Annotated in this window: 22 protein-coding genes; 6 read left to right on the top strand and 16 right to left on the bottom strand. The window is 63.8% G+C overall.

The annotated features are described in order from the left end of the window. Position 1: 1 nt before the first annotated feature. From JO236_RS12730 to JO236_RS12705, 6 genes are all read right to left on the bottom strand, one after another. Positions 2-1,165 carry an NDMA-dependent alcohol dehydrogenase gene (locus tag JO236_RS12730; protein WP_293330294.1) on the bottom strand — a complete coding sequence of 388 codons (1,164 nt, stop codon included), beginning with the start codon at positions 1,163-1,165 and terminating at the stop codon, positions 2-4. A gap of 29 nt (positions 1,166-1,194) precedes the next feature. Continuing rightward, positions 1,195-2,667, bottom strand: a complete 1,473-nt coding sequence (locus tag JO236_RS12725) for an aldehyde dehydrogenase family protein (RefSeq protein ID WP_293330291.1) — start codon at positions 2,665-2,667, stop codon at positions 1,195-1,197. After that, the gene (locus JO236_RS12720; RefSeq protein WP_293330289.1) at positions 2,661-3,452 is read right to left on the bottom strand and encodes an SDR family oxidoreductase; all 792 of its coding nucleotides are present in this window, start codon (positions 3,450-3,452) and stop codon (positions 2,661-2,663) included. Before JO236_RS12720 ends, JO236_RS12725 begins: the two co-directional genes overlap by 7 nt. Beyond that, positions 3,445-4,725, bottom strand: a complete 1,281-nt coding sequence (locus JO236_RS12715; protein ID WP_293330286.1) for an amidohydrolase family protein — start codon at positions 4,723-4,725, stop codon at positions 3,445-3,447. Before JO236_RS12715 ends, JO236_RS12720 begins: the two co-directional genes overlap by 8 nt. A 120-nt stretch (positions 4,726-4,845) precedes the next feature. Beyond that, positions 4,846-5,478, bottom strand: coding sequence for a TetR/AcrR family transcriptional regulator (locus JO236_RS12710; protein ID WP_293330283.1), 633 nt, complete (start codon positions 5,476-5,478; stop codon positions 4,846-4,848). Between the two features lie 49 nt (positions 5,479-5,527). Next, positions 5,528-6,646, bottom strand: coding sequence for a dihydrodipicolinate reductase (locus tag JO236_RS12705; RefSeq protein WP_293330280.1), 1,119 nt, complete (start codon positions 6,644-6,646; stop codon positions 5,528-5,530). Positions 6,647-6,782: 136 nt separating this feature from the next. On the opposite strand from JO236_RS12705, the gene JO236_RS12700 reads away from it, so the two are divergent. Further along, complete coding sequence (locus tag JO236_RS12700; RefSeq protein ID WP_293330278.1) at positions 6,783-7,928, top strand: ABC transporter substrate-binding protein; 1,146 nt, start codon at positions 6,783-6,785, stop codon at positions 7,926-7,928. Here the strand turns inward: JO236_RS12700 and JO236_RS12695 are convergent. Continuing rightward, positions 7,920-8,993: a dihydrodipicolinate synthase gene (locus tag JO236_RS12695; RefSeq protein ID WP_323802157.1), complete on the bottom strand. Its 1,074-nt coding sequence runs from the start codon at positions 8,991-8,993 to the stop codon at positions 7,920-7,922. The two genes, JO236_RS12700 and JO236_RS12695, sit on opposite strands and share 9 nt — an antisense overlap. Before the next feature lie 114 nt (positions 8,994-9,107). On the opposite strand from JO236_RS12695, the gene JO236_RS12690 reads away from it, so the two are divergent. Together JO236_RS12690 and JO236_RS12685 are read left to right on the top strand one after the other, a co-directional pair. Further along, positions 9,108-10,346 (top strand): cytochrome P450, encoded by a 1,239-nt coding sequence (locus tag JO236_RS12690; RefSeq protein ID WP_293330275.1) that lies wholly within the window; start codon positions 9,108-9,110, stop codon positions 10,344-10,346. Between the two features lie 14 nt (positions 10,347-10,360). Then, complete coding sequence (locus JO236_RS12685; protein WP_293330272.1) at positions 10,361-11,425, top strand: dihydrodipicolinate reductase; 1,065 nt, start codon at positions 10,361-10,363, stop codon at positions 11,423-11,425. Positions 11,426-11,462: 37 nt separating this feature from the next. Here JO236_RS12685 and JO236_RS12680 read toward each other — a convergent pair whose 3' ends face one another. Genes JO236_RS12680 through JO236_RS12670 form a run of 3 tightly spaced genes read right to left on the bottom strand, consistent with a single transcriptional unit; the run spans position 11,463 to position 13,059 of the window. Beyond that, complete coding sequence (locus tag JO236_RS12680; protein WP_293330269.1) at positions 11,463-12,221, bottom strand: SDR family oxidoreductase; 759 nt, start codon at positions 12,219-12,221, stop codon at positions 11,463-11,465. After that, positions 12,218-12,415, bottom strand: a complete 198-nt coding sequence (locus JO236_RS12675) for a (2Fe-2S)-binding protein (RefSeq protein WP_293330266.1) — start codon at positions 12,413-12,415, stop codon at positions 12,218-12,220. The genes JO236_RS12680 and JO236_RS12675 overlap by 4 nt, the downstream gene beginning before the upstream one ends. Next, on the bottom strand, positions 12,415-13,059 hold the full coding sequence (locus JO236_RS12670) for a fatty-acid--CoA ligase (RefSeq protein WP_293330263.1): 645 nt from the start codon (positions 13,057-13,059) through the stop codon (positions 12,415-12,417). Before JO236_RS12670 ends, JO236_RS12675 begins: the two co-directional genes overlap by 1 nt. A gap of 134 nt (positions 13,060-13,193) precedes the next feature. On the opposite strand from JO236_RS12670, the gene JO236_RS12665 reads away from it, so the two are divergent. Beyond that, positions 13,194-14,036, top strand: a complete 843-nt coding sequence (locus tag JO236_RS12665) for an SDR family NAD(P)-dependent oxidoreductase (protein WP_293330260.1) — start codon at positions 13,194-13,196, stop codon at positions 14,034-14,036. 164 nt (positions 14,037-14,200) lie between these two features. Here the strand turns inward: JO236_RS12665 and JO236_RS12660 are convergent, their stop codons facing one another. Both JO236_RS12660 and JO236_RS12655 read right to left on the bottom strand, forming a co-directional pair. Further along, positions 14,201-14,836, bottom strand: a complete 636-nt coding sequence (locus JO236_RS12660; protein ID WP_293330258.1) for an NAD(P)H-dependent oxidoreductase — start codon at positions 14,834-14,836, stop codon at positions 14,201-14,203. 11 nt (positions 14,837-14,847) lie between these two features. Beyond that, a complete protein-coding gene (locus tag JO236_RS12655) occupies positions 14,848-15,147 on the bottom strand; it encodes a hypothetical protein (protein WP_416362231.1) in 300 nt (99 codons plus the stop codon). A 182-nt stretch (positions 15,148-15,329) separates the two neighbouring features. Between JO236_RS12655 and JO236_RS12650 the strand changes: the two genes are divergently transcribed. Then, positions 15,330-16,304 carry an LLM class flavin-dependent oxidoreductase gene (locus JO236_RS12650; RefSeq protein WP_293330256.1) on the top strand — a complete coding sequence of 325 codons (975 nt, stop codon included), beginning with the start codon at positions 15,330-15,332 and terminating at the stop codon, positions 16,302-16,304. Positions 16,305-16,369: 65 nt separating this feature from the next. Here JO236_RS12650 and JO236_RS12645 read toward each other — a convergent pair whose 3' ends face one another. The 3 genes from JO236_RS12645 to JO236_RS12635 form a co-directional block, all read right to left on the bottom strand. Continuing rightward, positions 16,370-17,182 (bottom strand): mycofactocin-coupled SDR family oxidoreductase, encoded by an 813-nt coding sequence (locus JO236_RS12645; RefSeq protein ID WP_293330339.1) that lies wholly within the window; start codon positions 17,180-17,182, stop codon positions 16,370-16,372. Between the two features lie 169 nt (positions 17,183-17,351). Beyond that, positions 17,352-18,410, bottom strand: coding sequence for a dihydrodipicolinate reductase (locus tag JO236_RS12640; RefSeq protein WP_293330254.1), 1,059 nt, complete (start codon positions 18,408-18,410; stop codon positions 17,352-17,354). A gap of 51 nt (positions 18,411-18,461) precedes the next feature. After that, positions 18,462-19,250 (bottom strand): SDR family NAD(P)-dependent oxidoreductase, encoded by a 789-nt coding sequence (locus JO236_RS12635; RefSeq protein ID WP_293330251.1) that lies wholly within the window; start codon positions 19,248-19,250, stop codon positions 18,462-18,464. A 110-nt stretch (positions 19,251-19,360) separates the two neighbouring features. Here JO236_RS12635 and JO236_RS12630 point away from each other — a divergent pair, with 110 nt between their 5' ends. Beyond that, entirely contained in the window at positions 19,361-19,801 is a 441-nt protein-coding gene (locus JO236_RS12630) for a hypothetical protein (RefSeq protein ID WP_293330248.1), read from the top strand. Here JO236_RS12630 and JO236_RS12625 read toward each other — a convergent pair. Continuing rightward, entirely contained in the window at positions 19,798-21,411 is a 1,614-nt protein-coding gene (locus tag JO236_RS12625; protein ID WP_293330245.1) for a class I adenylate-forming enzyme family protein, read from the bottom strand. The two genes, JO236_RS12630 and JO236_RS12625, sit on opposite strands and share 4 nt — an antisense overlap. Positions 21,412-21,503 lie beyond the last annotated feature (92 nt).

The raw sequence follows: 21,503 nt of genomic DNA, 5'->3' as shown, positions 1-21,503 counted from the left end.
GTCACTCGAAGGCAATGACGCCGCGGATGTTCTTGCCCGCGCGAAGGTCTTTCATGGCCTCGTTGATGTCGTCGAGCTTGTATTTCTGCGTGACCAGCTCGTCGAGCTTGATCAGGCCAGCCTCGTACATCGACAACAGTTTCGGCATGGCCTCGCGCGGGTTCATCTCGCCATAGAGCGCTCCTTTGAACGTCTTGCACGAGCTGACCATGTCGCCAAGCATCATCGGCACCATAATGTCGGCGAGCTTGGCCATCCCGGTCAGCACACAGGTTCCGCCCTTGCGTAACAGCATCATCGCCGTTAACACCATGTCCGCGGGTACGACCCCGGGTGTCAGGACGACCCGGTCGGCCATCACACCCCAGGTGATCTCCTTGACCAATTCCAGCGCGGCAGTGGTGTCGGCGGCGGTGTGGGTGGCGCCGAACGTCGGTGCGATCTCGCGTTTGAACTCGTTGGGGTCGACGGCGACGATGTGCTTGGCACCCGCAACCTTTGCGCCCTGCACGGCGTTCATACCGATTCCGCCGACGCCGATCACGACGACGGTATCGCCCACTTGGGTACCTGCTGCGACCGATCCCGACCCGAATCCCGTTGTCACGCCGCAAGACACCAGCGAGGCGGCCTCTAGTGGGATCCAGTCATTCACTTTGACGAGCGAGCGCGCGGATGCCACCACGTACTCGGAGAAGGTGCCAACCTGCATCATCGCCATGAGGTCTTCATCTCCGAGGTGGCGACGCCGAGTGCCGTCGGTGGTCATCGCCTTGTTGTAGATATCGGCGCCGACGTCGCACAGGTAGGTGTAACCGGTGGCGCACCATCGACAGTTGCCGCAGGCGGGCAGGAACGAGACGGCGACGTGGTCACCGGGCTTTAGCGCGGTCACCTCGGGGCCGACCGCTTCGACGACGCCAGAGCCCTCGTGTCCGCCGAGCATGGGGAACCATTCGGGCACGGGAAGGCCGGACGCGCGCATCACCGCTTCCATCTCGGCGGTCGGCACACTGTCGCCGGTGTAGAAGTGCTCGTCGGAGTGGCAGATCCCCGCGTAAGCCATCTTGACCACAACTTCGCCTGCGTGTGGCGGATCGAGTTCTACTTCGGTGACTTCCCAGTCCACGCCGACACCGCGCAACACTGCTGCTTTGGACTTCATCGTGTCTCTTTCGTTGGGTGGGAGTCCGGTCAGGACGCGGGCCAGCCGACGGTCTTTGTCTCGGTGAAGATCTCGAGTCCCTCGATGCCGCACTGTCGGCCGACGCCGGACTGCTTGTAGCCGCCGAACGGCGCGTCTGCGCCGTACCAGAGGCCGCCGTTGATCCCGAGCGTGCCGGTTCTGATCCGACTCGCCACGGACTTGGCGCGGTCGAGGTCGTTGGCGAACACCACGCCCGACAGGCCATAGATCGACTCGTTGGCGATCCGCACGGCGTCGTCGTCGCCATCGAATCCGATGACCGAGAGCACGGGCCCGAAGATCTCCTCCTGCGCGATGGTCATCTTGTTGTCGACGTTCGCGAACACGGTTGGCTCGACGAAATAACCCTTCGGCAGATGCTTGGGCACCCCGCCGCCGGTGACCAGCCGGGCGCCTTCCTGCTTGCCCTTCTCGATGTAGCCCAGGACCCGATCATGCTGTTTCTTGGAAATCAATGGGCCCTGCAGCACCGACGGATCCGTGGGGTCGCCATATTTGTTCTTTTCCATTGCGGCCTTGACGATTTCAACCGCTTCGTCGTAGCGCGAGTTGGGTACCAGCAGGCGGGTGGGCATTGCACAGCCCTGCCCGGCATGCATGCAGATGAACGCGCTGCCGCCCACCGCGCCGCTGATGTCACCGTCCTCGTCGAGGACCAGGTACACGGATTTGCCGCCGAGTTCCAGAAAGGTGGGTTTGAGCGTCTGGGCAGCATCAGCCATGATGCGCCTACCGATGGCCGTCGAGCCGGTGAACGCCACCATATCGACCAGTGGAGACGTCGAGATCACCTCGCCCACAAGGTGATCAGAGGAGGGCACGATGTTGATGACACCGGGCGGGATGTCGGTGTGCTCGGCGATGATACGGCCGATCCTGGTGGCGTTCCACGGTGTGTCGGGTGCGGGCTTTAACACGCACGTGTTGCCCATCGCCAGGATGGGGCCGATCTTGTTGAGGATGATCTCGAGAGGGAAGTTCCACGGGGTTATGACACCGACGACGCCGATAGGTTCTTTCCAGACCTCCCGCGTCGTGAGGCTGCCAATGCCGAACGCGTCCTTGTCGGGAAGCGAACGCTTCCAAGCGAATTCGCCGATCATATCCGCGGGCCAGGTAAGGGCTTCGTTTAGGGGCACGTCGAGCTGGGGTCCGTAAGTGGACAAGACGGGACAGCCCACTTCGGCGACGAGTTCGGTGCGCAGTTCCTCGCGTTCGGCTTCCAGCGCTGCCTGCAGTTGCCGCAGTCCGGCGGCACGCGCATCGCCATTGCGTGACCACTCGGTGTTGTCGAACGCGTGCCGCGCCGCGGCGATGGCGCGTCCCATATCGGCGCGGGTCCCGTCGCTGGCAGTGCCGAGGATCTCTTCGGTCGCCGGGTTGATGTTGTCGAACTGACGTCCGGTCTCGGACTCGACGAGCTTCCCGTCGATGAGCATTCGCGATTCGTGGTTCACCATTGCCGGAGTTCCTTCACTGCGTCGGAGGCGCGCGGGGCCAGTGTTAGGTGAGGGATGAAACTGGTATTGCCGCAACGGATGACGGAATGGACGACTTCGGTCAGATGTTCGGCCTCAACCAGACCGCCGAGCATGTACTTGTTTTCCATCCAGTACCTGATGGCCGTTTCCAGAACGTCGGGATCCCAGCTTTTGTTGAACTCGGTCTGCGCGTCGCCGGTGCCCCCGAGGCTGTCGCCCACGGCGAGACGGGTGAAGCCGATCTCCGGATGTTCGATGCGCCAGGCCTCGACCAGCTTGTCCAAGGCGGCCTTGGTAACTGCGTAGGCTCCGAGCATCGGCCACGGAGTCGTGTAGGACGCACTCAGCGACGACAGGTATACGGCCGAGCCTGCCGCCGCGGTCAAGTGTGGCGCGGCGGCGGCGGTGACGAGCGAGGCGCCGGTGACGTTGGTGGCGAATAACTGCGCCCATTGTGCGGCGGTCACATCACGCAGAGGGGCAAGCACGCCCATGCCGGTCGTGTACACGAGGGCGTCGAGGCCACCGAGCGCACCGACCGCCTCGGCCATCGCGTTCTGGCAATCGTCGGTGACCGTGACGTCACAGGCGACGGCCACCGCACCGTTGCCGGCTTCCTTGGCGGCATCGACCAACCTGTTGTATCGGCGCGCCAGCAGCGCGATGTGGGCCCCCCGTTTTGCCAGTCCCGTGCCGATGCATCGGCCGAGGCCGGCGGAGGCGCCGACGACTGCGACCCGCAATCGTTGTCCGTCGTCAGACATCGAGTTTGGCGCTGACGGAGCCGAGGGTCGCGCCCGCGGTGCGCTCGAACCGGCCGTGATCGAAGCTGCGGATCTCGACGTCGTGTTCACCGACCTCGGCGCGCAGGGAACCCACCGTGCACTCCTGGCGGGTGCGGTGTTCGAATGGGTCGAAGGAGTACCATCGGCAAGCGTTCTCGTAGGTGATCTTGTTGATCTCGTCGTCGGGTAGCCCGGCCATGACCAGCGCGAGTTCCTCGGCTGCGGTAGGCCACGACGAGTCGGAGTGGGGGTAGTCGCACTCCCAGGAAATGTTGTCGATGCCGATGTCATGGCGCAGCTTCACTCCGATCGGGTCGGCGATGAAGCAGGTCAGGAAGCGCTCCCGGAAGACCTCACTGGGAAGTTTGGCGCCGAAGTCTTGGCCGGTCCACAAGTGATGCATTTCGTAGGTGCGGTCGAGGCGGTCGACGAAGTACGGGATCCACCCCGTGCCGCCCTCAGAGAGTGCGAACCGGACGTCGGGGAACTCCTTGATGACGCGCGACCACAGCAGGTCCGCGGCGGCCGAGCAGACATTCATCGGCTGCAGGGTGATCATCACGTCGATGGGGGCGTCGTCGGCGGTCATCGTGATCTTGCCCGACGACCCCAAGTGGACCGAGAGCACCGTGTTGGTGTCCGACAGCGCCCGCCACATCGGATCCCAGTACTTGTCGTGGAAGCTCGGGAAGCCGAGGGTGGCGGGGTTCTCGGTGAAGGTTACTGAGTGACAGCCCTTCTGGGCATTGCGGCGGATCTCCTTGGCGCACAACTCCGGATCCCATAACACAGGTAATCCCATGGGCAGGAAGCGTCCGCGATAGGACCCACACCACTCGTCGATGTGCCAGTCGTTGTACGCCTGGGTGACGGCCAGGGCGAGGTCCTTGTCGGGGTGCGTGGCGAACAGCCGCCCGGCGAAGCCGGGGAAGGACGGGAAGCACATCGACCCGAGCACACCGCCCGCATTCATGTCCTTGACCCGCTCGTGGATGTCGTAGCACCCCGGTCGCATCTCGTCGAAGGCGGTGGGTTCGATGCCGTACTCCTCGCGTGGGCGACCCGCCACAGCGTTGAGGCCGATGTTGGGAATAATCGCGCCGTTGAAGGTCCAGACCTCCGAGCCGTCGGGCAGCAGGATGACTCGCGGCGCATCGTCGGCGTACTTGTTCGCTACCCGCCCCTCGAACAGGTTCGGAGGCTCCACCAGATGGTCGTCGACGCTTACCAAGATCATGTCTTCGGGCTGCATGGGTCTCCTTGTACAGAGGTCGAGAGCGACGCTATCAGTGATGCAGAAGTACTATATTCGCTTTCTGGAAATAAGCATTTTCACACCCCGGCGCTCGTCCATATGTGTTAGGCAGAATGATCACCGCCGCAATGCTTTTCGGGGGTCGACGGCAAACGAAAGCAGGAGCCGGTCGAGGATCTTCGCGGCCCGACGGCGCGCCTTGGCGGGATTTGCGGCATGCGCGACAAGAAGCGAGGCCTCCTCGAGCGCGGCGACTAGCATGTGGGTCAGCTCACCGACGGGTTGATCATCGATGATGCCCGCCGCGATCGCCTCGCGGACCACGTTGTTGATGAGGGCGATGCTGTTGCCCTCCTGGATTTCGCGCAGGGTCTGCCAGCCCAGCACCACCGGTCCATCGACGAGGATCACCCGCTGTACTGCGGGTTCCTGTGCGGCTTCGAGAAATCCGTGCAGACCGCTCGTGAGCCGTTCCCACGGGTCTGTCCCCGGCGGGGGAGCGGCGATGGATCGAAGCGTGAGGTCATTCTCGACGTCTTCGAACACAGCGCGAAACAGCTCGGCCTTGTCCTTGAAGTGGTGGTAGAACGCGCCGCGCGTGCCGACGCCGGACTTCGTCACGAGGTCGCCGATGCTCGTGTTGAAGTATCCACGTTCCACAAACAGTTCCCGGCCCGCATCGATCAGGTCGCGACGGGTCTGCTCGCCTCGGGCGCGCCGATCGTCGTCCGCCCCACCGCGCTTTGCCATGACGACGATCGTAGCAACATTCAATCTGTATGTTGAGGGCCGGGTTGGGTCAGCGCACTAGACCCCGCAGCGACATGAGCCCAAGTTCCTTGTGGCTCATAAACCCCGGCCGTGCGTCGCAGACAGCCGGAATCGCGTTGACGGGCTCCATCGCCGTCCAGGTGTAACCAGGGTTGCCGTGGTCACCGTGCTCGTCCGCGGCGCCACGCAGTATCAACTCGGTGCCGGGCTCGCCCTCTATTACCACCCGGTAGTGGTAGTAACCGTCCCACTCCGGTCTGGGGTCGATGGCGTCGTGCTCGATGAATGAATACAGCTCGTGCAGGGTCATGAACGGCATACCGTCCACCCACGCCGTCCACTCGTGATGCTGGGCGGCCACGGTGCCCTTCTTGATCACACCCGTCAGACCCGGCATATCCATCTCCTCGGTTCCCTCGTACGGGATGTCGCGGGTCGCCAGGCCGAGCTTGACGTCCGTGGTGAACCTTTCGACGGTCTTGCCCATGCCCTCCACCACCATGGTCAGCGACTGCGCGAACAGCGACCATGCGGTTCCGAAGAGGTTGCCTTGCTCGAACTCGGCAGGAGCCTTGCCAAACCCCATCTCGTCGAGGTACTTCAACGTGTCCTTGTTGAAGTTCACCACCTCGTAGATGTGAATGTGGTCGATCCGGCTGACGATGCGGCACAGGGTCAACACGAGCAGGTCCGCGGCGTAGCCGGGATGGATCCCACCACCGTGAAACGACGTCTTACCCTCTTGGCAGGCCGCCTCGATCTTGTCGATGTCGGCGGCGTTGGTCTCCGTCCGGTACCACCATGCGCCGCCGGACGCGACGACGTTCTTGCCCCCGCGCAGCAAGCGGCAGATCTCGTCGACGTCCGACCACAACGGCGCGTAGAACACGCAGTCGGCGTCGAGTGTCTCCAGAGCGGACTTGTCGGTGGTTGCAAGCACACCGATCGGCGCCACCCCGACGAGCTCACCCGCGTCCCTGCCGACCTTCTCCGGCCGGTTGCAGAGCACCCCGACCACCTCGTAGACGGGGTTGTGTGCGAAGTGGCGCAGCGCCAGCGTGCCGACATTGCCCATGCCCCACTGGATTACGCGGTACTTCTGCTCAGCAGGTGACGTGCGGGATTCCAGCGGTGATACCAGCGTCATTGCGTCTCCTTCAGGCAACCCCAACCGAGGCTAGCATCGCAGAAAGCGTGATATGCAATTTTTGTAAACCACTGTTTTCGGGCAGTGGGAAAGTTGTCATCGGTCTCGCACAACCTTCGTCCTGTATGTTGCCGCTATGGCACACGACGAGGTTCGCGCATACGGTTCGGTTGCTCCACTGAAAGTCGGCTTGCTCAACGACTATCCGACCACCGGCGACACCGACAACGACAGCGTCGACGCGCTGCGGCTGGTGATGGACGAAGCCCATTCCTCAGGACTGCTTGACCGGCCGATCGAACTCGTCACTCGCAACGTGGTTGGCTTGCCCAACGGCACCTATCTGGCGGTCGAACGCGCCTTCGACGAGCTCGTGACGGAGGGTTGCCTGGCCATCTACGGGCCTTGGGTATCGGACAACGTGGTGCCGCTGCGATCCCACGTCGACGCCACCGCACGGGTTCCGATCGTCACTCTCTCCGGGTCGGAGGGCGCGCTGGGCGACTGGTGCTTCGCGCTGAACAATGGCTCGATGGCTGAGGAGCCGGTGATGCTGGCCGCGGTGATGATCGGCGACGGCCGGTCACGGATCGCCATTGCCTACGAGTCGTCGCTGATCGGCAAGGAATATCTCGCCTTCGCTCAACGGGCCTACGATGCAGCGGGTTTGACGGTCGTTGCCACCGTAGCGATTCCTCAGGTGGAAGCCGACAAGTCCAAGACGGTCAGCGCGATGCGCGCAGCGGAGCCCGACGCGCTGGTGCATGTCGGGTTCGGGCACGGCCTCTGGGGCTTTACCGATGCCCTGTTGGCCGTGGGCTGGGATCCACCGCGCTACACGACGACCGCCTTCGAAATGGCCCACATCAGCGCGGAGTGGATGCGGCACCTGTCCGGCTGGATCGGCCTGGACAGCTACGACGAACGCAATACCGTCGGGCAGGCGTTCCTCGACCGCTTCGAGTCCCGCTACGGTCGTCGGCCCGGCCACTCGATGCCGGGCCTGTCCCACGACGCGGCCACGGTGATCGTGCGCGGCCTCGCCGCTGCGCGACCGCTCACCGGGGAGGGCGTGAAGAACGGGCTGGAGCAGGTGAAGCTCGTCCCATCGGCCAGCGGCGCCCCGGGAACATTCCTGCGGTTCGGCCGCTTCATCCGCCAGGGCTGGATGGGGTCTGACTATCTCGTGGCCCGACGGGTGCTGCCCGACGGCAGCGCACACGTCTTTCATGCTGCGCCCAGCGACCACATCGCACGCGCGGTTGCTCTCGCCTCAAGTTAATTGGATGGCGCCGAACACCGGTGCGGTCACGATGCCGGGTGGTTGGGCAAGCACATAGGGAATCGCGCGAACCGCGCCCATCGCGATCATCAGGTGACCCGGAATGGCATGCTGGCCCGCCGGCGTCGGGCCACCGGACCCCACATCGAGTTGGAGTTCAAAGCTCGGCTCACCCTTGATGGCCGCACGGATCAGCGGCGCCTTCTCGCCGGGCGCCAGCGGTGCCATACCCCACTGGGGAAGGTCGCGGGTCAGTACCCACTCCTCGTGGATGGCCAGCAGTGGACGGTCTGACCAGTGGCCGACCCACGAGAACCGCTGCCCGACAACGGTTCCCGCCTCGATCGTGCCGGCGAGAACCTCGATGTCGTAGGGCAGCGTGGTGGCGTCGACCGAAACGTCGATGTGCGACAAGGTGATCCCCAGGACGTCGGCGGTGGCATTGAGCGCCTGGCGGTAGGCCATGTCGAGTTTCTTGATGATCGGGGAATCGATGCTGACGTCTTCCGGCGGCCTGCCCATGCCCATTAGGTCGACGAGCATCGGCCGACTGTCGACGGCTGAAACGTCAGTGGCCTCATAGAGGTCGATTCGATCGATCGTCTTGCTCAGCCCCGTCACCGTCGCGACGAGTCGCTCGAACATGAAGCCGGGGTTCTCGCCCGCGGCGTGGAACCGCGACCCACCCTGCCGGCAGGCCCTGGCGAAAGCCGACTGGGTTTCCGCGCCGTAGGTGGGCAGGTGGTTGTACGACGTCGTGGTGATGACCGTGCTGCCCGCCGCGAGTAGGCGGCAGATGTCCTCTGCGTTCGTCTCGATGGCGTGGGCCTTGCTGGCCGCGTGCACGACGACGTCGGCTCCCAACGCGATGATCTCGTTCTTGTCCGCTGTGGCGATCACGCCCGTCGTGGCCGGCAGCCCGCAGAGTGCGCCCGCGTCCACGCCGGTTTTCGCCGGGTCGTACACCAGCACACCCACCAGTTGATAATGAGGATTCTCAATCAGCTCCTGTAATGCGGCGCGACCCACGGCGCCGGTTGCCCATTGCGCGACTCGAATAGCCAATCGAATGCTCCAGGTTGCGCTTTCGCGATTTGCCGGTTTCTGGTTGGTCCAACCTACATCATGTAGGTTTGCAACCGACAAGATGTAGGTTGAACGGCGTAAGGGAGGTGGCACGTGGCGGAGCCGGCGGTTACTGACGACATCGAGCAACGCATCCGCGAGGCGCAGGAGAAGTTCAACGCCGGAATGGGCGCAGACGGAGACGCCACCCCCTATCCGTTGCTGCGCGAGCTGCGCACGAAGGCGGCGGTCCACCCGGGCTGGCCGGAGATGGGCGTCCCGGAGGATGGACCCGACGGCAGGAAGACGTTCACGGCGTACTCATTCGACGCCGTCAAAGGCGTTTTCACCGACAACATCACGTTCAGCACCCGGATCTACGAGGACATGGTGCGGCCGCTGCAGGGTCCGACGATCCTGGAGATGCAGGAGCCCGAGCACGCGACCTACCGCAGGTTGCACGAATTCGCTTTTGCCAGGTCTTCGATGAAGCGCTGGGAAACCGAGCTTGTCGGGCCCCTCGTGGATCGCACAATCGCGAAGTTCCGCGACGACAAGCGTGTCGACCTGGTCGATGCGCTGTTCATGCCGGTCCCCGTGCGCATCATCGCGGCCCTTCTCGGGTTGCCCGAGTCCGATATCGGTGAGTTTCACCGGCTGGCCATCGACCTGCTGGGCTTTCGCGCCGACATGGAAACCGCGATGAAAGCGTCGGCGGAGATGAAGGAGTACTTCATCGGAGTGCTCGCCGACCGCCGCAAGTCGCCGAAGGACGACATGGTGACCATCCTGTCGCAAGCCGAGATCGACGGCGTCAAGATGTCGGACGAGCAAATCTACGGGTTCATGCGCAATCTCCTGCCCGCCGGAGCGGAGACGACGTCGCGATCGACCGCCAGCCTCGCGTTGGGGCTTTTAACCCACACCGACCAACTCGATGCGGTGCGTGCCGACCGCAGCCTGTTGCCGCAGGCGATCGAGGAGGGCATCCGGTGGGAGACGCCGCTGCTGAATTTCATCCGTGAGGTGAGCGCCGACGTCGAATTCTTCGGCCTGCACATCCCGAAGGGATCGACGATGATGGTGAATCTCGGCAGCGCCAACCATGACGAGACACGCTGGGAGGACGCCCAGTCCTTCAACATCTTCCGGGAACGCAAGCCGCACATCGGATTCGGTCATGGCGCGCACGTGTGCCTGGGAATGCACTTAGCCCGGCTGGAGAGCACCAAGATCTTCACCGCGCTGTTCGACGAACTACCGGGGCTGCGCCTCGATCCCGACGCCGCGCCGCCCTATGTCACCGGCACCATGTTCCGTTCGCCGCCGCGTCTCGACGTGGTGTGGGATTGAGGAGATCGGTTGACATGACTCGCGTAATCCAGTGGGCGACCGGGGTGACAGGAATGATGTCGTTGCGTCACGTCTTGGGCCGCCCGGACCTCGAACTGGTCGGCGTCCGGGTGTACGACCCGGCGAAGGCGGGAGTCGACGCGGGCACCCTGTGCGGGATTCCCGAAGCAGGGGTGCTGACGTCTGCCGATCGCGACGCCGTCATCGGCATCGATGCCGACGTGGTGCTCTATATGGGCAAGGTGGAAACCGACACACCGGGCTGCTTCGCCGATGTCTGTGACCTACTGGCATCCGGCAAGAACGTGGTGGCCACGGGCAGCCGATTCATCCATCCCCGCTCGCTGCACGAATCACTGGCAGACAGTATCGAAAAGGCTTGCCGCGCAGGCAATTCATCTTTTCTCGGGTTGGGTCTGTACCCGGGCTTCATCGGTGAGTCGCTGGCGCCGGTCCTGTCCCGGCTCACCGAGCGCACCGATCGAATCAGTGTGCGGGAGGTGCTGAACTACTCGACCTATGCCAGCCACGACCTGATTTTCAACGCGATGGGTTTCGGTCATGCGCCCGATGACACCACCCCATTGCTGACCAACACCGACTACGCCGCGAGCGCATGGATCGGCAGCGCGACGGTCCTTGCGCAGGCCCTCGGGCTCCAGATTCGGTCCGTCGCGGGATTCCGCGAGGTCGCGACCACGCCCAGGGCGCTGACGGTGGCTGCTGGCAAGATTCCCGCCGGAACCGTGGGAGCGATGCGCTTCGGCGTCGTGGTCGACTGCGGCGAAACCACACTCGCCGTCGAACATCTCACCAGGATGGCAGACGACCTGGCCCCGGACTGGCCGACCGAGATCGGTTATGCCGTGACCTTCGAGGGCAAGCCCAACATGAGTTTTCACTTGGTGATCGGCTCCCACGAGGAGGATCACGCCGAGCAGGGTTGCCTGGCCACTGCCATGCACGCCATCAACGCCATCCCGGCCGTGATTGCGGCTGAACCGGGTCTCTACGACCTGTCGACGATCACACCGTTCGTCGCGCACTGGACCGAGCGCGGCGTCGTGCCCACGACGTAGCGGCGCGTCCTCCTCTCGTACGGTTACCGGTGAAGGTCTAGTGCCCCTTGGTGATTCGGGGTGCCAGATGCACGATGTCGCTGACCACGGTGGGGTTCGCACGCGAAACGGCGATCAGAGAAAGCATCGTATTGGCCACGTCCACGACTGACGACATCTTGGTCGGAATCTGGCCTTCGTGCGCCCAGGCGCGGTACAGATCGGCCAGCAGGTCGCGGTCGGCGCCGCGCAGGATCTCGGTGTCCGCGGTGGGCCCAACGCTTACCCGGATCAGGGCGATGTCGGGATGCTCGGCCCGCCAGGACCGCAGGATCTCGTCGAGCGCGGCCTTGCTGGCGTGGTAGGCGGCCACGCCTGCGCGGGGCCGGCCGACATCGTGGCTCGATGCGACGACCACCGCGGCGTTTTCGGCCAAGTGAGGCAGGACCGCGCGCAGCACGTGGGAGGCACCGACGGCGTTGACGGCGTACGCGTGCAGCCAGGTCTCCACGTCGGTCTCTTCGATCAGCGCGAACGGCACCACGGCACTGGTGAACACCACCGCGTCGAGCGTGCCGAACTTGGCGGCGACGTCGCCGATGACAGATTCGATGGCGCGGGGGTCGGACACATCGAGCTCGTGTGCTGATCCGTCGAGCCGAGCGGCCAGCTCCGAGAGGATGTCCACCCGCCGGGCGGCGAGTGCCACGCTGGCGCCCCTGGAGTGAGCGGCATGGGCCAACGCCTGTCCGATGCCGGAGGACGCCCCGATGATCAATATCCGCGTCCCCGCGATGTTGGAGTGCCGGTCGCTCATAACTTGTTTCCTTTGGATGATTTCATGGCTGACGGCTGGGCCGCGTCGATGATCGACCGAATCGTGCGGCGACACCTGCCGCACTCCGTTCCGGCGCCGCAGGCGCCGGCCACCTGCTTAGATGTGGTCGCGCCGGCGGCGACCGCACCGGCTACCGTTTCGTTGGTGACGCCGTGACAGAGACAGACATACATCAGTGCAGTCCCGTACCAGTGGTCTCGTCCACGCGCATGGCGGTGACAAACCGTCCGACGAAGACCGGCGGGTAGGCGCCGATTCCAGCGGCCGCCAGCCATGTTGAGGCGATGTCGGAGCGTCTCACCCATCTGAGCGCATTGTCGGCGTTGGCGAGTTGCTGCAGGAACATTACTTCGCGCGGGGTGTCCAAGGCGCGGTATACAAGCGTTCGCCGAATGCCGGCCTTTGCGAACTCGTCGACCGATCCGCGCACGTGCGCGACGAAGTCCTCGACGTCTTCGACGGGCGTGACGGCTGCCACCACGAGCTCGGTGCCCGGCGCGGGCGGCTCGTCGATGTCGAATCGCTCAACCGTTTCTCCCGCGAAGACGGCAGGGATGTCTTCGACGCCAACCGCGTCGAACCACTCGAAGAAGTATGGCGAGCGCAGCAGCCTGAGCAGCGGTTGTTCGGAGCGGATACCAATGATCACCAGGACATTTCCCGGGTCGATGATCGACTCATAGACGAACGCGTAGCGGGCGCCGAGGTCGACGAGGCTGTCCTGGTGGCGTTGCAGGACAGGGCCGATGCGGTCGGATTCGGCGATCCGGAACTCGACGGCGAAAACGAAGCTGCGAAGCGTCGCGGGGGCCATCATCCACCGCCCCCTCGCTTAGGTTCCTGCCGCTGCCCATGGCTAGCCGCGCCAATGTTAATCCGATTCTCGCATGTGAGAATTAATATTCTCACCGAGGGTGGACCCACATCGCTCGGCACGGGTAAGGAGATGACGTGATCGATTTCGACGGCAAGGTAGTGCTGGTTACCGGAGGGGGCGCGGGCATCGGGCGAGCCACCGTGGCGGCGTTCGCGGACCTGGGTGCGTCGGTCGTCGCACTCGAGGTCGATCCGGAGCGGGCGGAGGACCTGCGCAGCCGGCTCGGCAACCGGGCGCTCGTAGTCACGGGCGATGCGACCGTCGCTCCCGACGTCTCGGCGCTCGCCGGTACGATCAACGAGCGGTACGGGCGCCTTGACGTCTTGGTGAACAATGTCGGCCACTTCATGACGCGGCCGACGCCGTTTGAGCGGCTCACCGACGGGCAGATCGACGACATCTATCGGGTGAATCTCAAGCACATCTTCTTGGTCACCCGCGTCATGCTGCCGCTGCTGCGTGCCGCTGACGGCAACCCGAGTATCACGAACGTCTCGTCGATCGAGGGCTTCCGGGGGATACCTCGATTCGCGGTGTACGGTGCCTTCAAAGCCGCGGTGACTGGCTTCACGATGAGCCTTGCCCTCGAGTTGGGCCCGGAGGGCATCCGGGTTAACGCCGTCGCACCCGAGACGACCGACAGTGCCCAGGTGCCGCTCGACCGAATGATTCACGAATCGCAGCGACACCACATACCGCGCTGGATTCCGCTGGGCCGCTTCGGGACCCCGCAGGACATCGCGGGCTGTGTGCTGTTTCTCGCGAGCCCGCTGGCCGCCTGGGTGTCGGGAACTGTGCTGCACGCCGACGGAGGTGCGTTGGCCGCCGCCGGCTGGTATCGCGACGACCAGGGCACGTGGACGAACATGCCGGTCATCAAGGGCAACAGCGGGAAGCCGGCGGAGGCGGGCGGCTAATTCCGGCGAACGGGAGCGGAAAGCTTGTTTGCGTTGTGTTTTAACACAAACTCTCTACGAGTCGAGGGGGTTTCGCGACGCGTGGAAGGTCGTCTTCGAGATCAGTGACGACACGTAGCCCATGTGGAAACGGATGCGGGACTTAACGCTCCATGACCTCCTGCTCACCCACCCTCGGTGAGCGCGGGTAACGAGACGCCGCGATCGCGTGCCCTGCACAGTGAATCCTGACGAAACTGTTCGCGCTCCTCGACCGTCCAGCGCGTGGTGGGCTCGATAACCAACGCGTCGACCGTGTAGCCGAGCATGGTGAATACATAGTCCAGGTAGGGCAATTGGAAGTCCTGTAGGTCGGGATGCCGACCATCGTAGGAGCTGCTACGCGTCAGTATCAGATGAGCCGGTCTTCCTTGGCCCAGAGTTCCGACGTGACGACCGTCCTGATCTAGGGTGAAGCTGAGCAAGGGCTGTACCAACACGTCGATCCATGCCTTCAACCGATGCGGCACCGACCAATTCCACATCGGCGAGGAAATCACAAGTCGGTCAAAAGCGCGAACCCTCTCGATTTCATCGACGATGCGCTGCCACTTCGTGGCCTGTGCCGAGGTGATCGCTTCCCCGAACAACGGCGCGAACTTGGCAATCGCCACATCACCGTCTGTGACCGGGAGATCATCCGACCACACGCTGAAATGCTCTACGAATCCAACAGATTCAGCAGGCGCGGCCGCCAGAAATTCTTCGGCCAGCGCTGACGACAAGGACGCTTCGCCTTTTGGTGAGGCCTCAATCCACAATGTCCGGATCATCAGACCGTCGCAATCGACGAGACGCTGGCACCAAATGACGGGGCGCCGGACGGCTCGCGACTGACGTCATAGTCGAAAACGACGTGCCCCGAAATGATGTCGACATCTCGTTTGGTTAGCTGCAACGGATGAGTCAAGAAATGCGCACTGGCCCTGGAAGCCGCCGGCAGGTCGGCGATGACCACCCGAGACTCGCGCACTGTGTATGCCGCAACAACCCGCCCATTAGCACGCACTTTAGAAGGCACTAAGTAACCTTTCTCGGTCATCGGCTCGATATCTGTCGCGGAGGGCGTCACGCCTGAAACCGTAACATACTTTAAAGTACGGTATAGTGCTGAATTTTCGATTTCGACCAGGCCCTACTGGGAAGTCGACTATCAAGGTGTACGACCCTGACGGGCATCTCGAGGAGACAGGCAAACCGGGACCCTTTACAAGTGACGTAGTCACGGATTGTTGCGATACAAGGAGTTCGTCGATGTTCACGTTGCGGTTCGATATGCGATCCTCGGTCCAGGGCGCACCATTCGCCGACTTGTACGCCGCGGCACTGGATATGTGCGCCTACTCAGAGACCCGTGGCGGTGTCGCGGTCATCCTCTCCGAACATCACGCCGCAAAGGACGGTCACCTGCCGTCGCCGCTGATGCTCGCGTCGGCGATCGCAGGCCGCACCGAACGCATCGCGATCATGCTGGCCGCCTTGGTTGTACCGCTGTACAACCCGGTCCGGCTCGCGGAGGACATCGCGGTGCTCGACATCATCAGCAAGGGCCGCGCGGCTTACGTTCTTGGCGTGGGCCATCGCGACGAGGAGTACGAGCACCTCGGTGTGAATCCACGCAGGCGCGGACGCCTCGCCGACGAGTACACCGATCTCGTGTTGCGGCTGTTGTCAGGGGAGACGGTGACCGTCGACGGCAGGCGTGTGCACGTGACGCCCGCGGTCGTCGGCCCGAACGGACCGCAGTTGATGATCGCCGGAGGCAGCCCGGCGGCGGTCAAACGGGCCGCGCGGCACGGCCTCGGGTTCGTCGCCCAGGCGAACCCACCGGGGCTACTCGAGCTGTTCGAGAGCGAGTCACGCGCGCATGGTCACGAGCCAGGACCCACGATGTTCCCGGACAACGCGGGGCCCACGACGGCATTCGTAGCCGACGATGTGGACGCGGCGTGGGCCGAGATCGGGCCCTATCTCCTGCACGACGCGCTGATGGCGGCGTCTTACCGGCGCGGTGACGATTCGGTCGCCAGCATCACCAGCGCCAAAACCGTTGCCGAGCTGCGTGATTCACCTGGGGCCTACGCAATCTTCACACCGGACGAGGCGGCGACGGCACTGCGCAGCGGCAGGCCACTGCCCCTGCATCCGCTGTGTGGCGGGCTCCCGCCCGCGCTCGCGTGGCCCTACCTGGAGCGTGCCGCCGCGGCCGAGGCGGCGGTGAATCAATGATGTTCTACGCCGTCAGCCGTCTCGCACCGTCGGTGGCGCTGCGATGACGCTTGTCGCCCGTCCTGCTACGCCTGGGCGACTCCGACGTCAACGGAAATCGCGGCGGCAGTAACGAATTTCGACTCATCTGAGGCCAGCCACGCAACTGCGTTTGCAACATCCTCGGGCATCGTCACCGCGTTCGGTAGGAGTTGCTTGCTGAACCCGTATTGCGGATGAGAGTAGGAATCCGCTGCCTGCTGCATCGCTTCGATCATCCGGCCACTACCCATCGGCGTCGCGACCGACCCGGGGTGAAGGCTGTTCACCCGGATGTCGTAGCGACCGAGTTCGACCGCGAACGAGCGCGCGAGCCCCGTGACGCCGTGCTTGCTTGCCGTATAGGCCACCATGAAGGGCTCCATCTTCACACCTGCCACCGATCCGATGAGAATGATCGACCCGCCACGTCCACCGGCAATGATGTGCTTGGCGCCGGCCATCACCGTGTTCCATGTACCGACCAGGTTGATGTTGATGGTGTCCTGGAAATCGGAGGGGGACACCTGATCCCAAGGAGCCGGACAACAGATGCCGGCATTGGCGACGATCACGTCGAGCCGGCCCAGTTCGGCCACTCCCTTGTCGACAGCAGCGCACAGGGCGTCGTGGTCGCGGGTGTCGACGATAGCGGTGACGGCGCGCCTGCCGTTCGCGGCGACGAGGCTGGCGGTTTCCGCCAACTCCTCGGGGGTGGCCGAATCGTATGGGACGCTTGGCGGCAGCGGGCCAGCAATATCGACGATGATGACGTCGGCGCCGTCGGCGCTCAACCTGTCGGCGTGCGCGCGGCCCTGGCCGCGGGCTGCCCCGGTAACGAGTACCACCTTGCCGGTCATGTCTGGCACACGCGTACGCTACACCACGCGCTGTATCTGAGAACAATCTTTACCGTAGAACGAGAACAATGATTCTATCCACGGAATCGTCTGCGACCGTAGTCCCCGGCTTTGCGATCGACGGCGGCAACGAGGTCAGGGGTGCACCCCGCTGGCCGATGTTCACCGTCTAGTCGAAGACCAATGCGTTGCGAGGCGCGGTGATCGGCAGATCCAGCGAGGTCGCGATGCCGGGAGCCGCATCGACCACGTACGGGATGGCGTTGACCACGCGCATGGCCGTCGCCTCCATTGCGTTGTCATTGGCCGATGCCGGGGTGTCCTCGGTGCCCAGGCGAAGATCGCACTGGATGCGCGGTTCGCCCTCGATGACGATGCGGTAGGTGCCATTTGGTGCCGACGCCCACTCCGGTGCCAGGTCGGGAGCCATCCGGTTGACGTGTTCGATGGTGATCACCGGGTGACCGTCAACGACTCCGGTGGTCTCGGCCCGCACCGCGCCGCAGGTGCCCGCCGGAATCAACCCGCACGCCACGTGCAGGTCGCGCGGGGTGATCACGCGCTCATAGCTTTCGGTGACCTCGTCGAGCTCGACGCCGAGGGCACGCGCCACCAGGCCGATCGGTGGTCCCCACGCGAACTGCTGTGCGCCATCCAGCTCGAGCAGCGGTGTGAAGTCCAGCGGGCGACCGAACCCCATCGCGTCGAACATCAGGTGCGCATTGGGGTAGGCCGAGTAGTCGAAGATCTCCTGCGCGCGGACCGAGCGGATGGTGCTGGACAAGGTCGACAGCAGGACGGCGAACTGGTCGCCGGCGAATCCTGGTTCAATGCCCGACGTGTATATCGTGACCCCGCCCGCGAGCGCCGCGGCACGCACCTGGTCGGCCATGTCGGGAATCCACCTGTCCGGAAACATCATTCCCGGCGTGTTGGTGGTGACCACATTGATGCCGGCCGTCAGGAAGCGGACGTAGTCGGGAACCGCAGCCGCATCCATCTCGGCGCTCATGGCCGCATACACCACGCAGTCGGGCTTGAGCTTGATGATGTCGTCGAGATCGGATGTGGTCATCACGCCGATGGGGCCCAGCCCCACGACCTCGCCGGCGTCGCGGCCCGTCTTCTCAGGGCTATGCACCCATACACCTACCAAGTCGAGGTGCGAACGGCGGTTGATCGCGCGTAACGCGATGCTGCCCACACCGCCCGTCGATATGACTGCCACGCGTAAGACCTTGTCAGCCAAGACTATTGCTCCTTCATTGAGTGTTTCTGGCTACAGATCGGGGATTGGAAGGGACGAATTCGGCCCTTGGAGACCACCGTCGACGATGAAGGTCGAATTGGTGGCGTAGCAATCGCGGGTGGACAGATACAACGTCAGCCGGCCGAGGTCTGCGACGTCGCCGATCCGATGCAGCGGCGTCAGCTCCTTGAGTTTCTCCTCAGAGCCCGGCATCAGGTCGAAGCTCGACTGCAGCCCGGTCGTCATGAACGCGCCCAGGGCGATGGCATTCACGCGGATCTTCGGGGCGAGCTCCTGCGCCATGGCTCGGGTCAGCGCTTCGAGTCCGCCCTTGGCCACGGAGTATGGCAATAGTCCACGGATTCCAAATCGACCGGCCCCGGAGGAGATGTTGACGATTGAGCCCCGTCCCACCTTCAACATGTGTGGCACGGCAAGCTGGCTCATGATGAATGCAGAAGTGACGCAGTAGTCGAACGTCTGCCGAAGGTTGTCGTCGGTGAGGCTCAGAAATGGGCCGTAGGTTGCGAAACCAACGTTGTTGACCAGGACGTCGATGCGGCCGAACTTATCGACCGTGGTCTGCACCACGCGCTCGCTGTCGGAGCGTTCGAGCGCATCGGCCGTGAGTGCGAGGCCTTTTCCGCCCGAGTCTTCGATCTCCTTGACCGTCTGTTCCACCTCAGACGACGTGCGCGCCGTACCAACGACAGTTGCGCCCGCTTCTGCGAGCACCTTGGCGATGCCCTCGCCGACGCCACGCCCGGCACCGGTGACGATCGCCACCTGACCATCTAGGTTGAACTGTTCGAGTGCCACGAAGCGCCTCTCTGCGGAGAACTGGATACGCAGCCGCGAATCTACCCCAATGAGAATTGATGTTTCCGGTAATCGAAAATCCTGGTTTAGTACGTCGTAGAGTTGCTGTCATGTCGCAGCCACTGCCGATGTTGCACCATGTCGTGTTCGCGATCGGACTCGAGCGCCTCGAACGTGCTGCGGATTACCTGAGCTCCTTCGGCTTTCAGTTTCAGGCTTTCGAACTGGAACACCTGGGCCTGCAGATCCGCCTCGACTGGGCCCGCGGTTTCGAGCTCATCGCCCCCACCGCCGCCGCACCAACGGACGCGGGTACTGCGGCGGACTTCCTGGCCCGCAACGGCGACGGGTTGTTCTCCGTCATCGTGCGCACGGCGGATTGTGCTGCGGGCGAACACATCGCCGCGCGATACGGCGTCAAGTCCGACTTCCGGCAGCGGCATGAGGGCGACGGATTCGAGTTGACCGAAGTCAAGCTGGAGCCGCTGTTCGGCATCCCCTTGACACTGATGAGCACCAACATGGCCGACGGGCAACCGGTTAACCCCTAGGGGCGCGCCAATAGCGCGCTGAGCTGCTGGGCCAGCTCCAACTTCTTGACCTTTCCGGTCGCGGTGAACGGAAGGTCCTGCTTTGCGGCGATCCAGATGAACTTCGGCACTTTGTACGCCGAGAGCCGGCCGCGCAGTTGCGCCCGCAAAGACTCACCGTCGAGCGCCGATTCACCGCGCGGGACCACCGCCGCGGCGACCACCGTCCCGTCGTCACGACTCTCGGCGCCAACCACGTACGCTTCGAGCACGCCGTCGCAGTCGGCGAGCGCCAGTTCGACTTCGCCGGGTGTGACGTTGGTGCCGCCACCCGTCTTGATCAGGTCGCCCAAGCGGCCGGTGAACCTGATCCATCCGTCGTCATATTCGACGCCGCAGTCGCCCGTCCGGTAGTACCCGTCCGGGGTGAACACTTCTTCGCGCTCACGCTTGTGCAGGCGTTGCATCAACGAGTATCCGCGAACCCAGATTTCGCCCGGCGTACCGACGGGCGTCGGTCGTCCTGTGTCGGGATCCACGAGCAAATGGTGCAGTCCGTCGACCGATACCCCGCCGGTCTCGGACCGCTCGGGGGGTTGCGGCAGATACGGGTCCACCCCGATGTGATTGCCACACAGTTCCGTCATCCCCAGAGCATTGGGGCCCTTTGGTCGACGCTCGGCCGGCACCATCGCGGGCATGCTGGTGCGTCGCACCGAGCTCAGATCGCGTGCGCAGAACTCGGGATGTTCGGCCAGCGTCTTGCCCTGCTGCGGCCAGCCCAGCGTGATCGTCGCGCGGTGGAGCTCGATGAGTTCCAGGGCCTCCGCCGCATCGAATGCGGGCTGGGTGACCAGGGTCGCGCCGTGGTGGATCACCGCATGCAATCCGGTGATCAGCCCACCCACCCAGAAGAAGGGCATGGCGGTGAACATCACATCATCGTGGGTGACGCCGTAGGCGAACGTGAGGTTGTAGGTATGGCGGACCAGGGTGCCCTGGCTGTGTACGGGTCCCTTCGGGTCACCGGTGCTGCCCGAGGTGTAGATGATCATCGCGTCATCAGCCGGTGTCACACACGATTCCACGTCCACCAGGAAGCCGGCGTCGTTATCCGACACCGCGCCATCGGCGGGAAGCCTTGTCGTCCAAGCCCGATCGGATGGGCCCCACACCGCGACGGTCCGCAGAAACGGCGCTTGCCGTATCGCGATGCGGCCTGGCTCGCGCTGATCAGACAGCCCCGGCAATGCTTCTTGAAGCCGGGCGAGGAAGTCGTGATTGCGGAACCGTGACCACGCCAGAATCGTCCGCAGGTCAGCATGACGGGCGGTCCATGCCAGTTCGGACGCTTTGTGAAAGGTGTTGAGCGGAACGGCGACCGCGCCTATACGTGTGGTGGCAAACCAGGCCAGTGCCCACTCGATGCTGTTAGGCATCAAGATTCCGACGTGATCACCCTTCCCGATGCCCTCCGCCAACAGGGCGGTCGCTAGTGCGGCCGAGCGCCCGTCCAGATCGGTATAGGTCAATTCCTGCCCGTCTGCGATGAGGAACGGCTTGTCCCCGAAACGGGCGGAGCTTGACCTCACGAGCGCAGGAATCGTGGGCGGAATGGTCGGGAAGGGCATGAGCGTAGGATAGTAGATTTCCGAAATACGAGAACACCAGTTCTCGTTGATCGCCCGACGCCTACAATCCCCGATATGGCGACAGAATCAGT

The sequence above is a fragment of the Mycobacterium sp. genome, from assembly GCF_019247635.1.
GTDB lineage: Bacteria > Actinomycetota > Actinomycetes > Mycobacteriales > Mycobacteriaceae > Mycobacterium.
This window is presented reverse-complemented; position numbering and strand designations above follow the sequence as displayed.